Here is a 14,334-nt window from a genome sequence, read left to right on the forward strand (position 1 = left end):
CCTTCCCCTCTGGATATACTCCTGGCACCATATCGGGCTCAAGAGCAGCAAACAGCATGCCAGGCAGAAGAGGGTACGGTAAACGATGATTAAGCCAAAATTTCACCTGGTAACTATTACCAAGGACGATAAATGTTATGACAAAATGAGTAAAATTTTCCTTTGTTCTATCGTTTTTTCAAGCTTGACAATCAGAATCAACTGAGGTAATACTTAAAAGTTTTCAGAGAATTAGAGTCATCGGTCTACAGGAAAGAGCACACCTCAGGAATTCACAGTCTGGATCACGCATACCACATTTTTTATAAGGGATGGGGGCTTAGTATGAGGAGAGAATCAACAATCAAATCAAAAAAGGAAAAGTCATCAGCAGCCGCAGCACCAAAAACCAAAAAACTATCGCGCACTCACAAGCCAGAGGACATGACCGTGGAGCAATGGCAGGTGGAACTGCGCCGGCAGTTCGGCCGTGAGCAGAACTTTCTGATGGAAAACATCGGGGATCACCCGGTCTTTTCGGATTTCGCCATTACCAATCCTGCTACCCGAAAAACCTATCGCGTGGTGATCAGGGGCGATCGGATCGGATTGAACTATTGCTCCTGCCCTGACTTCAGTGTAAATACCCTGGGTACCTGTAAGCATATCGAGTTCACGCTGGCGATGCTGGAAAAAGACGAGCAGGCCGTGCAGATGCTTCGGGCGGGCTATGTTCCGCCATTCTCGGAAATCCGCCTCCAGTATGGTGCCCGGCGCAGAGTACTGTTCTTATCGGGTAAGGAGTCTCCCCGGGAACTGGCGCAGCTCGCTGATCGATACTTTGACCATGAAGGCTTTTTACATGACGATGCCTTCATCCGCTTCGATGCTTTTCTCGAAGAAGCCAGACGGTTCGATCCGGAGCTTCGCTGCTATGACGATGCGCTGGCTCTTGTCGCTGAAAAGCGGGATGCCGAGCACCGCCGCGCTGTCGTTCATCAGCGCTACCTCACCAACGGAGGTGAAGAGCGGATGAACACGCTTTTGAAAGTAGCCTTATATCCCTATCAGCGCGAGGGCGCCCTGTTTGCCGCCCAGGCTGGCCGGGCCCTGATTGCCGACGATATGGGACTTGGCAAAACCATCCAGGCTATTGCCGCCGCTGAAATCATGGCCAGGGAATTCGGTGTGGAAAAGGCTCTCATTGTCTGCCCGACCTCGCTGAAATATCAATGGAAATACGAGATAGAAAAATTTTGCGACCGATCCGCCCTCGTGATCGAGGGACTGTTACCTGCCCGGCGCAAGCTGTACCAGGCGGAGGCTTTCTTCAAAATCATCAACTATGAGATGCTCTCACGGGATCTGGAGATCATCATGGCCCTGTCGCCGGACCTCATCATCCTCGACGAGGCTCAGCGGATTAAAAACTGGAAAACGAGGACCGCGCAATGCGCCAAGCAGATCCAATCCGATTACGCCATCGTTTTGACCGGAACACCGCTGGAGAACCGCCTCGAAGAGCTTCATTCCATTGTCGAATTTGTCGATCGCTATAAGCTTGGCCCCTTATTCCGCTTTTTAGCCAATCATCAGATTACCGATCAGCAAACAGGCAGGGCCGTAGGGTACCAGAATCTCAAATCGATCGGTGAAACCCTGGCCCCTATCCTGCTGCGGCGAACCAAGAAAGAGGTACTTCAGCAGCTCCCCGAACGAATGGACAAAAACTTTTTTGTACCCATGACCCAAAAGCAGCGGGAGTATCATGACGAAAATCGCGACATCGTGGCCAGAATCGTAGCCAAGTGGAGAAGGTATAAATTCCTCTCGGAAGCCGATCAGAGGAGACTCATGGTCGCACTGCAATACATGCGCATGGCCTGCGATAACACCTACCTCATTGACCAGGAGACCTGTCATGGTCCAAAGCTGGATGAGCTCCTGACTCTCCTTCAGGAGATCTTCGAGCAGACGGAAGCCAAGGTGGTAATTTTCAGCCAATGGCAGAGGATGAACGATCTTGTGGCCCAGATGCTGAACAAAAACAGCATCCCGTTTGTCTATCTTCATGGCGGCGTGCCCGGCGCAAAACGCAAGGATCTGATCAGTGCCTTTCGTGACGACTCTGCCATCCGGGCCTTTCTTTCCACCGATGCCGGCGGCACCGGCCTGAATCTCCAGGCTGCCTCGACCATCATCAACATGGATTTGCCCTGGAACCCGGCAGTCCTGGAGCAGCGGATCGGCCGTGTCCACAGGATCGGCCAGCACCGGCCTGTGCAGGTCGTCAACTTTGTTTCGGAAGGCACCATCGAGCATGGGATGCTCGATGTTCTTACCTTTAAAAAATCTGTCCTGGCCGGTGTGCTCGATGGTGGTGAGGATACTGTCTTCATGGGCGGAACACGGCTGAATAAATTCATGGAGAGCGTGGAGGTCGTATCCCAGAGTATTCCTGAGACTGCCTGCCAGCCGCCTGAACTGCCGGAACCACCGTCATCAGCACTATCATCCACCAGTGCCGGGGAGGAAAAAGCGGCTGAAAAGGATAAGCAGCAGAGAGCAGCAAAGCCAAGGGCAGATTTGGAGCCGCTTCTTGAGGCCGGGGCAGCCTTCCTGAAAGAGCTGGGGACATTGGCAACCAAGAGTCGCGAGCAGGGGAAATCCCCCCTGGCTTCCTTCTTCGACACGGATGAAAAAACCGGCAAACCCTGCCTGAAAATCCCCATGCCCGATCCAAAAGTCGTTGAAGGAGTGATCAGCGCTCTGGGACCATTATTCAATATGTTTTCGGGGAACCGGTGATAGAGAGACATTAAAAAGACAAAAGACAAAGGACACCACAGAGACACAGAGGCACAGAGAGGTACACAGAGAAAAGCATAGGAGTTGGAGTGGGGGAGAGTGAGAAAGATGTAGTTTAACATCCGTTACCTTCCGAAACCCAAAGATGCGGACCAGACCTCGTAATTCCGTTCCCGTTCCTTTTCTTCCTCGCGGTAAAAGACAATGAAGGTCATGACATGCCAGCCGATGAACGAGCAGCTTTCACCATCGAATGCCGTAGCTTCAAAGACTTTGCGCCAGGTACCGCTGTTGAAGTAAACTCTTTCCACGGCAAGACCGGGCGTCAGAGAGGTAATGTCCAGGGGAATCTGAGCCGCACGGTGGGTATGTCCGTAGACCACGTAATTAACCTCGTTGTTCTTCAGTGATGCCTCGCTGTAGGCATATTTTCTATAGCTGTCAGGCTGCTGAGACAGGAACTGGATAAGGTGACCGCTGAAAATTTCCTTGAGTTTGCTGAAGGAGAAACCGGAGGACAATTTCATGCCCATTTCCAGGAGGTCGGTTATATCCGGACCGAGACGGTCATGCTCCTTCACAAATCTGATCTTGAAAAACCTGTCAACCAGGCTGTTCCAGATTTCATGCACGCTCTTTTCGGTCCCGGGCCGCTGCCTGCAAATACCCTGTATCCAGGCAGGAATATCGAACAAGGGCCGGACATTATCGATCTCTTTCAGCCGGTTGATCAGGTCAGTATCACGGCCAAGGAAAGAATCGTTTTTCACCTCCTGCGGAAAGCGGGTTAAAAGATCAATAACAATGGCATCACCGAGCGAGGATGCATCCCTGTCCTTTTCATAGTTGAACTGGTCATAGCAGTCACCATGACGGGCCATGACCTTGTAATCTTCGATGACCCGCTCGTAGGGGAACCGGTTGCGGGTATAGAATTGAGGGTCTGATATCCGCATCCCCAGAAAATCCGCTACCTTTTGCCTGACTGATGGGTATCTGTTGATGAGCCAGTCATGATTGCCGATCAGGTAGGAGATCCGGACATCAACATCCATGCAGTGGTCCTGGAATTCCTTCAGGTAACCTGCGACCTCGATATTCCGCGGATGGCTGATGATTTTATCGACAATCGCCTCGGTATACCGCTGCAAGTTCCAGCCGCTGCGATCAGTATCCGTAGATGCTGACCAGGGCCTCACCGGACGGGTGAGCCCTTCGTTTTCCGGACGCAGCCAGAAATCCGACCGGATCAGGTCGAATATATCCCCCAAAAGGACGATTTCTATCTCCTTGATATTGGATTTGCGGGGATCTCCGACAATATTCTTTAAGGACTGGCAGAACTTGTTAAAGGCCCTCGGATCGATGGTCGTTCCGGATGAGCCGTCGGTAAGATGGATATCACTTAAAAATACCAGCATGGTTGTAACCTCCTTTTTTACTTTACCCCAACAGCAATGGTCGATAGGCCATGCCAGGGCAGAATGGCATTGATTTTGCCCAGCACGCACTGAAACGTGTTCAGAATCTTGATTTGGACTGGTGAGAAGCTTTTCCTTTTTAATATCTTGCCGTTCAGGACCCAGGCAGGGACGCCGATGCGGTTAAAGGATGTGACGAGTGCGGTCAGGCCAAAGCCCGCCCTGGTCATGACCTCCTGCAACCGGCTGTCCGAGTACCGGCGATAATGGCCCAGCACTTCGTCAAAGCTTGAAAAGAGCCGGTCTCCGTAAGGGACCAGAACAATGGCCCGGCCACCAGGTTTCAGCGCCTGGTAAATATTCCTCAATCCTGCCAGATCATCCTCGATATGCTCAAGAACATTGAGGCAGATGACCGTATCGAACTGGCCGCGGAAGGGGACAAAGTCCTCCTCCCTGGTCAGGTCGATGGTTTTGACCTCCATATAGGGTTTATACAGGCAGTAGTTTTGGAGATAGTCAAGGTAGTTCAGGTTGATATCGCTGACCACATACCGATGCCGGGGAATGAGGTGGCTGGTCAGATTACCCAGGCCTGCACCGATCTCCAGGACATGATCTCCGACATAGGGCCGGATGGTATCCGCCATCCAGCGGCAGAAATTCGGGGCATGCGCCAGGCTGTTCAGAATGGCCGATCCGTATTCATCCTTCTGGTAAATATCGTCGATAAGCCAGAATTTAATCAGGGTATACAGTGCAGTTACCCCGTCCCTCCAGCCGATTTTCTTCCCCTCCTCCTTCGTCCTGCCAGCATAGGAAATGGGCACCTCGAAGATCACCGCCCTTCGCTTGGCCAGTTTGACTGACAGCTCAGGTTCGAGATCGAAGCCATTGCTGCGAATGGGAATCGATTTGAGCAGCCGGGTCCTGACTGCCTTATAGCAGGTCTCGATATCGGAGTAGTTGACGTCGGTGATCAGATCAGCCAGAAAGGTCAGAAAGCGATTGATCAGGGCATGCCGGAAGTAGAGAAGCCGGCAGAAATCACCCACCAGAAAGCGAGAACCAAAGACTGCATCGGCATGCTCCCTGATGAAGGGAATGATCAGTTTTTCATAGTCAGCGGGGTTGTATTCGAGGTCGGCATCCTGGATGATGCAGATATCCTTGGAAGCTCTGGAAAGAGCGGTGCGTATGGCCTCCCCCTTGCCCCGATTGGTTGTCTGCTCGATCAGGATAATCTCAGGGTGCTGTGCGGCCAGCTCCCGCACAATCGTGCGGCTGCCATCGGTCGAGCCGTCATCGACCACGATGACCTCGATCCCGGAAATAAAGGCACTCCTGACAGCCAGGACCCTCCTGAGACATTCCCCAACCGTATAAGCTTCGTTGTAAACAGGCATCAGGACTGACAGCGAAACAGTCGGATTCATGATCCGCCCCTCATTATGACAATCGCTCTTATAGGATAAATGGCACACATCCAATGGCACGTATTAAAGAACAATCTTCCCGCAGAGACGCAGAGGCGCAGAGAACGACCGAAGAATGATATTCTCTGCGCCTCTGCGTCTCTGCGGGAGAAATAACAAGAAATAACAGCACTGTCGGGTCGTCGTTCCCATAAGAGCGATGACAATCGCCGATTCCACACCATAACGATTCCATTTCCATCACCGGGATTTTTTCTCCGGCAGCCCGCTAGCGGTACACCGGATAAATAATCCCTATCAGGCTGTAGAGGTTCAATCCGATCAGAAGCACCAGGAAAGCATAGGTTACAAGCTCCTGCCGCACCCTGAGCAGCCGGGAGATACTGTTGAGCCCGCTGCTGACACCCATCGCCATGAAGATGCACAATGGGGCCATCACCGGAAAGATCAGTCTGCCCTGGGCTGCAATAAAGTTCCAGTTCAGGATAACGAGGTTGGTCACAGCCAGCAGTATGGCCGCAAGGAAAAGCTCAAGGCAAACCGTGACCCGTATTTCCCTCTCCCTCCAGAGCTTTCTTCGGATGCCGCTGGCCAGGAAAAACGCAACTCCAGCCAGGCCTGCCAGACTGATCAGGCCATAAATACCATATATCCACAAGGGAAGCTTGATAGTCAGCCAGTCGAACTGCCCCCAGAAAGAAGTAAACAGCATGGGAGCGAAGGCCCGGGTGAGAAACTGGGTCCTGATCCGGGCAGGCATGACCAGATCGGGGTTTTGTATGGCCTGAAGCTTCCAGCCCAGCGGATCATCGACCCCGAAAAGGGAAACTCCCCGTACAAAATACCAGCCGGAAATTATGGCCATAGGAATCAGGAGCAGGGCCAGATTCCGGATCACCCTGACAAGTTTCCGGCTCGGGTCGGAGGCTATCGTCTGGTAGATCACCCCGATGATGGATATCACCACCAGGAAGGAAATATTCACTTTGCTGATCAGCCCCAGCCCGATGGCTGCTCCAAGGGCTGTCAGCCTCCGCGGGTTATCGCGCTCTGACAGAACCAGCCCGGTCAAAAGATACAAAGAGATGGCCGAGAACATCGTCACCAGATTGTCGTTGTTCAATGCGCCGCTCAGGAAGGTGAATTGAGGATTAAAGGCGCACAGGCAGGCAGACAGAAGGGCAATGCTCTTGTGGTCGGGGAAGAGTATCTCAGCGGTTTTCAGAATAAACAGGACAGTCAGGGCACCGATGAGGACGGATATCAATCTCAGCAGGTGAATCACCCTGATCGAGCCGGAGAAGGGAAACCGGTCCTGGCTGGTGGTCAAAAACATGTTTCTTTCCCTGCCCCCCTTGCCCCATTTGATGTAGCCGGGATTGAGCGGCGGGTAAATCCGCTCACTGAATCCGGCCTCTGGATAGTAATAGAACTGCGCCAGGTCCTGCTCGTTATGGATGCCGATATCAGAAGCCCTGTTCCCGGACAGGAGCCCCAGAGCGCCAGCTCCGATCAGGTAGTAAAGGGGCGGGTTAAATCCTTCGGTGGTAATCGAAAGATCCTTGACTGTCTGGTTGGGCAGTTTTTTCTGCATGGCCAGGAAGCGGATATATTCAAAATGGAAGGGCTCATCCGGTGCATTGAATATTGGAACAACCAGACTATAGGCCAGCGCGAGAAGAATAAAAAGCATGATGATCAGTGACACGTTCAATAACCTTCGGCTCATCAGACCCGATACTCCTTACCTGCGTTTGATGTAATTCCCCCCTAACCCCCTCAACATTGAGAAAACTCTATGACCGGCCAGGAAAAATTTTCCTCCACCACGGACGTCGTCGTATCTTTTTCACCTGAGCCTCAAGATCCTGAATCCGCTTCTTCTGTTCGATCAGTTCCCTTTCCCTGGATTCCAGATGTATTCTGGCCCGGGACAGCTCTCTTTCCCTGGCCGCGAGGTTATCTCTGGCTGTGGATAATGCCAGGGCGTTAATAGCCAGATCATCTCTCGCTCTGGCCAATTCCCGGTCCTTATGCTCCAGACTTTCCGGGGTGGAACTGCCGGCAATCCGCTCCATCTCCAGGCGGTCCAGCCGGTTCGACAAGGATTTGATCTTAAAATCCAGTTGGTAATCCCGCCTGCTCTTGACCGGAGTCAGCTTTCTGCGCAGGAAAATAATCTCATCACTCACGGTTGTCAGCTCACTGGCCAGCAGATCCAGCTTCCCTTCATGAGCAATAAGCTGGTTTAAGGCCGAAGACAGCCGCTTGAGGCTTTCCACTTCAGCTTCCAATTCGTGGAGGAGCTTTACTATATCATGGTCAGTCATTTGGCCTGCTTTTCAACCTCAATCATCATTATGCAATTGCGCTTCCTTCCCCGCCCCTGCGCCGCAGCTTCAGCATCCCGTTAACAGGTAAGTCCATATCTGATAGAAAACGATACCAGACAGGTAACGACATAACTTTTAACAAAGGACTGCCTGGTTACGATAAATGCAAATCTCCTGCCACGATTTCCTCTGGTTTTGTTGTTATTTTTCTTTCGGTCTCGATAGTTGAACATCCGGTTATAATATCAATACCAAAGTACTATGGATCACCAAAATCTGTCAAGATAAAATCAACATTTTAAATTTTATGGAAAGTTATTCAATATCCTCATTAAGCAGAGAATCGACGATTGTCTTTTATCGAGATTGAAAAATAAATTTGACTTTACTGAAACATAGTCTTACGATGAGCGAGGGAGAAAAACGCTACCCTGGGCTCTCAGTGTTTTATGGAACACGCACATTACGAAATATTGTCTGATGATGGGACATTTTATGGAGAAATACCGGAATGCCCAGGGGTTTATGCAAACTCTGAAACATTAGAAGGATGTAGAGATGAACTGGAAGAAGTTTTAGAGGAGTGGATATTATTTAGAGTATACAAGAATCTTCCAATTCCTGTAATTGAAGGAGTGGAAATCAAGATCAGGAAAGAGGCTGCTGCCTGATGCCTATGTAATCAGACTCTCAGTTCTGAAGGCCCTGGGAGAGGATGACAATCCCGCCCACTGGAAGACCTGGACTTCTCCGGTGTTTACTATCATGCGCCCATAGGCTTCTCCGATGTCAATCGAGCAGCAGGGGGGAGCCTCGCGGTTCCTCCCTCTCGCATACTACCGGGCACCTGCCCTGTACCGCGAAGGAGCAGGGATCATCAGGATTTTATTTTGGGGTCACGATCAATTTTGGTCCCAGGGAAGGATTCTCCTGGAACGAAGAACTGCAGAACTCGTTCACTCCATCGCCATTCTGAGTCAGGCGGAGCTGGATGCCGTAATTGGGGCAGACTCCTGCCTTCCATTTGCGATAGAGCGGAGTGATATCAATTGCAATCCAGGAATGAGCAGCAGGAGCAGGGATGCAGCCTATTTTCATGGAGGCGGGCTTGCTGAACCATCCGGTGTTTTCATTCCAGGGTGAAGTGATCATATCTAAATACATTGAGGTTAGATATCCAGTTTTACTGCCGCCGTTACCATTATTATCGCCATTACCGCTTTTTTTACTATTACCGTTACTATTTCCATTACTGCTACTGCTTCCTCCACTGCTGTTTTCCTTACCAGTGCATTTTCTATCACCATTACTAATACTGGTGCCATTCGGATTGGTCGTATGGAAGCAATAGAGATACATGACAGCGGAGGATACCTCCTGGGGAAGCTCTTCGATATTGAATCTGATGAGAGTATAAGAGCGGTTCTCGCCTAATTTCCCGACCTTCAGTTTGGAATCTCTCTCTTCGTTATTGTCATACTGATTGGAAATCCAGATATCCTGGACATCGGTCAGGCCCGATACGACAATCTCAGCCGGAGGATCATCATCGGCAGGTGGATCCTGGATATCGTCACCGGGCAAATCGGAACCGGGAGCGTCGGAAGAACCGGAAAAATCGGGGAATTGCCCGCTTGGCAGATTACAGGTTATGGTCGTTGAGCCGCCACTCCCGTAAACGGTCAAAGTCAAAACCCCCTCGCTAGAAGGGCTATAGCCCAGCATGACAGCCGGATTGGAGGATCCGTTTTTAAACTCCAGCCCGCCATCGAAGGACCATTGATACTTTAATCCTTCATTTGCAGCAGCATCCGCCTGGGTACTCGTACTTGACCGTGCACTTGAACCTGCCTGCGCCCCGGTATCCACTATGGCTGTCCAGATGATGTCTGTTCCCGACCGCTTTGCTTTTAAGGAGGTAACGACCGGGGCAAAGCTGAGATAGAGTTGCGGATCGACCGGTGTTCCTGGCTCTACTCCGCTATCCCCATTCTCTTCGCCGGTATCTCCATCCTCCGGGTTGCTCACTGTTATCTTAAATTCTGTTTCTGCCGTGTTGTTTTGTTCATTTGTTACAGCGATGGTGTAATAATAATCTCCTGTCCTGCCGGGTGCCCGATAGTCAATTTCGATTACCCCGCTACCATCAGCCTGTACGGTAATCGTTCCGGAACAGGGATCAAAGGTTTCCTCCTCTCTGCATTTGCGCTCGGAATTTTTCCCTTCGAGGAGTCGATATGATATTGTCTGGCCAGCATTGCCTCCCACTAAAACCGTTATTTTCGCTGTCTGTGATATTGCCAGGGGAGGTTGTGGCGTGATCTGTATCTGGCTGATTTTGGGGAGCAGGAATGCACCATCATAAATCGGTGACAGAGAAATGCTGACAAGGTCATTGTTGCCGGTCAAAATTTGATCCGTGCTGCCCTGGAAGATTTCAGTCCCCGAACTGTCATAAGCCCGCACGAGAAAGGTCAATGGTGGTCCTATGGGTAAATCGCTCAACGTTCCTGTCCAGGCACCGTCAATTTTTACCAATGCCTGATCTTGTATGAGGCAGGTTGAACCTTCTTTCACCTCGAGGATAACTTTTGTTACTTCGGCACCCTGCTCCTGTTCCTTCGCCCGGGAGGCAAAGCTATCTTCGGGAAAACTGACGACAACATCCGCCGAAGTTTTTGAAAAGGCGTTTATTCCTTTTCCTGTCGGATCACCGCTGCTGCCTGAGTTCCCTTCTCTACCACAGCCGGAAATGAAAAGACTGAGTAAAGCTACCATTAACAATAATTTTTTCATAGCCTTATCCTTTTATTTATGGGTATGGGGCAATATATTATACTGTAAACGGCTTAAATCAGTATAATTGGGTAAAGAACAGGGATGTAGAGTAAAAATAAATTTAAAATTTCCTGCCTGGTTTTGTTTTAGAGATTTAGCTTAGTATATTCGGCAAAAATTTTACCGAGAGCTACAAATAAAAAACAAAGACAAAGAACACCACAGGCACAGGGACAAAGATACCCGGAGAGGAATAGATAAATATATCGGTTAGTAGCCTTAAGTTAATAACATTGCCCTTGAGGGGGAAGCGGGGTGGGGGTGATGTATTATGCCCATTCCTCTATTACCACAGAAAAGTCTCGTTGTAATACTAAGAGTAGGTATTTTCAACCCGGCAGCTAAAATATTCAGCCTATATTGACAAAGATCGTATTAGTTGAATATACTAAAATAAGCGTGAAAGCATAATTTCCGCTGCAGGTTTGTATTAGCTCTCTTTACTTTCGAGTAAGCATTTGAAGCCGGAAAACTTCATGGCAACCTTTTTTCAGCAATTGATTTTTAGCTTAACAGGTCAATGATTTCAAAAATTCTGAGCGGTGCCATTTTAGGCATAGATGCTTATGCGATCCAGGTGGAAGTAGATCTTTCCAAAGGGCTTCCCATTCTAACTACAGTAGGGCTACCGGATGCTGCTGTTAAAGAAAGCAAAGAGAGAGTTAAATCTGCACTGAATAACTCAGGGCTCGCATTTCCCTCCCAGAAAATCACTATTAATCTGGCTCCTGCCGATACACGAAAAGAAGGCACTGTTTATGATCTGCCTATTGCTATAGGTCTTCTCTCTGCTCAAGGAATGATTCCTGCAAAGATCCTTGACCAATATCTGATAGCAGGAGAGCTTTCCCTTGATGGAGCGGTTCGGCCCATCAGAGGAGCTTTGGCTATGGCAATGTTAGCCAAGCAAATGGGGCTGTATGGATTTGTTCTTCCGGTAGATAACGCCAACGAAGCAGCAGTAGTCAATGGTATTAAAATCTTTCCAGTCAGGTCATTGCTTGAAGCGAATGCTTTCCTGAATGGTCAACTGGAAATCCCTCCTCATAAGATTGATTTGGAACATATCTTCCATTCTGATCATCAGCAAGACTCTGTTGATTTTAGTGACGTCAAAGGTCAGGAGCATGTTAAACGCGCTCTTGAGATTGCCGCTGCCGGCAATCATAATGTAATTCTGATCGGTTCTCCTGGGACTGGCAAAACCATGCTTTCCAAGCGTTTGCCTACCATACTTCCTGATATGACCCTGGAGGAAGCCATTGAGACTACCAAAATACAAAGTATTGCTGGATTAATCAGGAAAGGCCAGGCTCTGGTGGTATCTCGTCCGTTTCGAGCTCCTCATCATACCATCACCAATGCAGGATTGATCGGTGGCGGGAATATTCCCCGTCCAGGCGAAGTATCTTTGGCCCATCATGGTGTCCTGTTTCTGGATGAATTAACAGAGTTTGATCGCCGTACCCTGGAGGTCATGCGCCAGCCTCTTGAAGACGGCACCGTCACGATATCCCGATCTACCATGTCTTTAACCTTTCCAGCACAGTTCTTGCTGATTGGTTCTATGAATTCATGCAAATGTGGCTTCTTGGGGCATCCTGCCAAGCATTGTCGCTGCACTTCATGGGAGATTCGCAAGTATCTCTCCAGTATCTCAGGACCGCTGCTTGATAGAATTGACCTTCATGTCGAGGTGCCTCCGCTGGAATATCATGAATTGAGCGGCCAATCAGCCCAAGGTGAAAGTTCAGCCGAGATCCGCCAAAGGGTCAATTGTGCCAGAAAAATTCAGGAAGCTCGTTACGCCGGAAATGGCATATTCTGCAATGCCCAGCTTAACAGCAAACAGCTCAAGAAATATTGTTCCCTTGACGAAGAATCCTCAAAACTGATAGAAATGGCCATCAATAACCTGGGCTTAAGTGCCAGAGCTTATGATCGTGTTTTGAAAGTTTCCCGCACTATTGCTGATCTTGCCGGTGAGGAGGAGATTCGATCCCATCATGTTGCCGAAGCCATCCAGTATCGGAGTCTGGACCGGGAATACTGGAAATGATTATAGTTTATCCCGTTATTAATGCAGTCCCATTGATCCCAGATTTCACCTTAAAATTGCAGATACTGCTTGACAGTCTGCTGCCATCATGGTACTCAGCCGTCATAAGAGATCGAAAAAAAGTGAATGGCTGTAATAGTGAATGACTGTAATATGGCTACTTGCCTATTCCGGCTGATATATGACTTTTATGTTGAATGTTCATTTCCTGATGTAATCACGAGGAGGAAGAGGTAACTCTGTCTTGCTTATTTGCCTCCAGTCAGCCTTTTCCACCGTACCGAGCACCAGATATTCATGTCCCACAATCTCTGGTTTTGTTTTTTCAAAAGTAGCCCACATGAGGGATTTCACCTCACTTTTCCTGGCAATGATCAGATCGCAGTATGGACAATAGCGGCAAACTTTGTTCAGGATCAGAGGCTGCATGGGTTCAATATGAATGACCAGAGGAAATTTTCGCTGCCTTGTTTTATCATCACACTTCGGACAGCGGGTAAAAGCACAATCCTGGTATGGGTTGAGGAAGAAATAATGCTTTTTCCCTGCGTAGGAATTTGGATCATTTGGAGCCCGCAGCCGATAAATGCTTCTTCTGACTCTTCAATACGGGCAAAGCCAATGGAAACTTCAGAATAGATAATGGGATTGATATATAAGGCATGAGTAAGGCTGTAATGGTAAAGCATTGATTCAGACCACTCAACCCAATGAGGATCATTTTCAAAAATATCCAGGATAACATTCGAATCGACCAGCAGACCGGTCACTCTTCACCTCTGGTCAAGGCCATGATCTCATCCGTTGACATTTTGATTGTAGCCACACCCCGAAAACGCCGGAACCTGTTCTCTCTCATGGTTTCAGGTGCTTTCTTCACCAGATACACCCGCTCATCCTCTTCCAGGAACTCAACCTCGCTATTCGGGGCTATCCCCAGCTTTTCCCTGATATGCTGCGGTATGGTCACCTGGCCTTTGGCTGTAACACGCATGATATGTACCTCCCTGGTATTTTGAAAAATCCTGTGTATAGCCCTGCATCCTCAACTTGAGCCCGTAAAGGCATACTTGTAGCTGTCAGACAATATCTCAAGGAATGTCCACCACTAACGCCCCTCACCCCGACCCTCTCCCCAGAAGGCACAGGTGTTAAGCTAAGGGTTCCCCTATGGCTGGGATAGCCTGTCCCTATTGGGAAGTAGCCTGAAAATCTCCTCCCCCTTGAGGAAGGGAGCCCCTGTGGCAGGGGAGGCCGGGTGGGGGTGATCGTCGTGAAAGCCTTGTCACTAAAGTTCCTCCACCAGGGAGGGGATAGGAAAAGCTGTCTTAGCTTGAATGGCACTTACATAAGCCAAGCTTATAATATAGAGAGGACACAAAGCACACAGGGAAAAAAGATCTCCCGCAGAAGACGCAGAGAACAACCAATCCGGCAAGGTCCTGATGAAAGTCGGGATA

The 14,334-nt window shown here is 49.5% G+C and carries 10 protein-coding genes; 3 read left to right on the forward strand and 7 right to left on the reverse strand.

The genetic code is table 11. The features are described from left to right. Positions 1-324 precede the first annotated feature (324 nt). Complete coding sequence (locus AB1611_09355; GenBank protein MEW6379801.1) at positions 325-2,787, forward strand: DEAD/DEAH box helicase; 2,463 nt, start codon at positions 325-327, stop codon at positions 2,785-2,787. Positions 2,788-2,912: 125 nt separating this feature from the next. Here the strand turns inward: AB1611_09355 and AB1611_09360 are convergent, their stop codons facing one another. From AB1611_09360 to AB1611_09375, 4 genes are all read right to left on the reverse strand, one after another. Further along, positions 2,913-4,208 (reverse strand): hypothetical protein, encoded by a 1,296-nt coding sequence (locus tag AB1611_09360; GenBank protein MEW6379802.1) that lies wholly within the window; start codon positions 4,206-4,208, stop codon positions 2,913-2,915. 17 nt (positions 4,209-4,225) lie between these two features. Then, entirely contained in the window at positions 4,226-5,644 is a 1,419-nt protein-coding gene (locus AB1611_09365) for a glycosyltransferase (GenBank protein ID MEW6379803.1), read from the reverse strand. Between the two features lie 268 nt (positions 5,645-5,912). Further along, positions 5,913-7,373, reverse strand: coding sequence for a glycosyltransferase family 39 protein (locus tag AB1611_09370; GenBank protein MEW6379804.1), 1,461 nt, complete (start codon positions 7,371-7,373; stop codon positions 5,913-5,915). Positions 7,374-7,440: 67 nt separating this feature from the next. Next, complete coding sequence (locus tag AB1611_09375; GenBank protein ID MEW6379805.1) at positions 7,441-7,974, reverse strand: hypothetical protein; 534 nt, start codon at positions 7,972-7,974, stop codon at positions 7,441-7,443. A gap of 452 nt (positions 7,975-8,426) precedes the next feature. Between AB1611_09375 and AB1611_09380 the strand changes: the two genes are divergently transcribed. Continuing rightward, complete coding sequence (locus AB1611_09380) at positions 8,427-8,648, forward strand: type II toxin-antitoxin system HicB family antitoxin (GenBank protein ID MEW6379806.1); 222 nt, start codon at positions 8,427-8,429, stop codon at positions 8,646-8,648. Positions 8,649-8,862: 214 nt separating this feature from the next. Here AB1611_09380 and AB1611_09385 read toward each other — a convergent pair whose 3' ends face one another. After that, entirely contained in the window at positions 8,863-10,755 is a 1,893-nt protein-coding gene (locus tag AB1611_09385) for a DNRLRE domain-containing protein (protein ID MEW6379807.1), read from the reverse strand. Positions 10,756-11,335: 580 nt separating this feature from the next. Here AB1611_09385 and AB1611_09390 point away from each other — a divergent pair. Beyond that, positions 11,336-12,874 carry a YifB family Mg chelatase-like AAA ATPase gene (locus AB1611_09390; GenBank protein MEW6379808.1) on the forward strand — a complete coding sequence of 513 codons (1,539 nt, stop codon included), beginning with the start codon at positions 11,336-11,338 and terminating at the stop codon, positions 12,872-12,874. A 201-nt stretch (positions 12,875-13,075) separates the two neighbouring features. Here AB1611_09390 and AB1611_09395 read toward each other — a convergent pair whose 3' ends face one another. Both AB1611_09395 and AB1611_09400 read right to left on the reverse strand, forming a co-directional pair. Continuing rightward, positions 13,076-13,303, reverse strand: coding sequence for a hypothetical protein (locus AB1611_09395; protein ID MEW6379809.1), 228 nt, complete (start codon positions 13,301-13,303; stop codon positions 13,076-13,078). 337 nt (positions 13,304-13,640) lie between these two features. Beyond that, positions 13,641-13,868 (reverse strand): AbrB/MazE/SpoVT family DNA-binding domain-containing protein, encoded by a 228-nt coding sequence (locus AB1611_09400; GenBank protein MEW6379810.1) that lies wholly within the window; start codon positions 13,866-13,868, stop codon positions 13,641-13,643. Positions 13,869-14,334 lie beyond the last annotated feature (466 nt).

The sequence above is a fragment of the bacterium genome (assembly GCA_040755755.1).
GTDB lineage: Bacteria > SZUA-182 > SZUA-182 > DTGQ01 > DTGQ01 > DTGQ01.

Bases quoted from the DNA above. Each gene is read 5' to 3' on its own strand.
- AB1611_09395 (MEW6379809.1), bottom strand. From the start codon at position 13,303: ATGCAGCCTCTGATCCTGAACAAAGTTTGCCGCTATTGTCCATACTGC.
- AB1611_09390 (MEW6379808.1), top strand. From the start codon at position 11,336: ATGATTTCAAAAATTCTGAGCGGTGCCATTTTAGGCATAGATGCTTAT.
- AB1611_09355 (MEW6379801.1), top strand. From the start codon at position 325: ATGAGGAGAGAATCAACAATCAAATCAAAAAAGGAAAAGTCATCAGCA.
- AB1611_09400 (MEW6379810.1), bottom strand. From the start codon at position 13,868: ATGCGTGTTACAGCCAAAGGCCAGGTGACCATACCGCAGCATATCAGG.
- AB1611_09385 (MEW6379807.1), bottom strand. From the start codon at position 10,755: ATGGTAGCTTTACTCAGTCTTTTCATTTCCGGCTGTGGTAGAGAAGGG.
- AB1611_09375 (MEW6379805.1), bottom strand. From the start codon at position 7,974: ATGACTGACCATGATATAGTAAAGCTCCTCCACGAATTGGAAGCTGAA.
- AB1611_09380 (MEW6379806.1), top strand. From the start codon at position 8,427: ATGGAACACGCACATTACGAAATATTGTCTGATGATGGGACATTTTAT.
- AB1611_09370 (MEW6379804.1), bottom strand. From the start codon at position 7,373: ATGAGCCGAAGGTTATTGAACGTGTCACTGATCATCATGCTTTTTATT.
- AB1611_09365 (MEW6379803.1), bottom strand. From the start codon at position 5,644: ATGAATCCGACTGTTTCGCTGTCAGTCCTGATGCCTGTTTACAACGAA.
- AB1611_09360 (MEW6379802.1), bottom strand. From the start codon at position 4,208: ATGCTGGTATTTTTAAGTGATATCCATCTTACCGACGGCTCATCCGGA.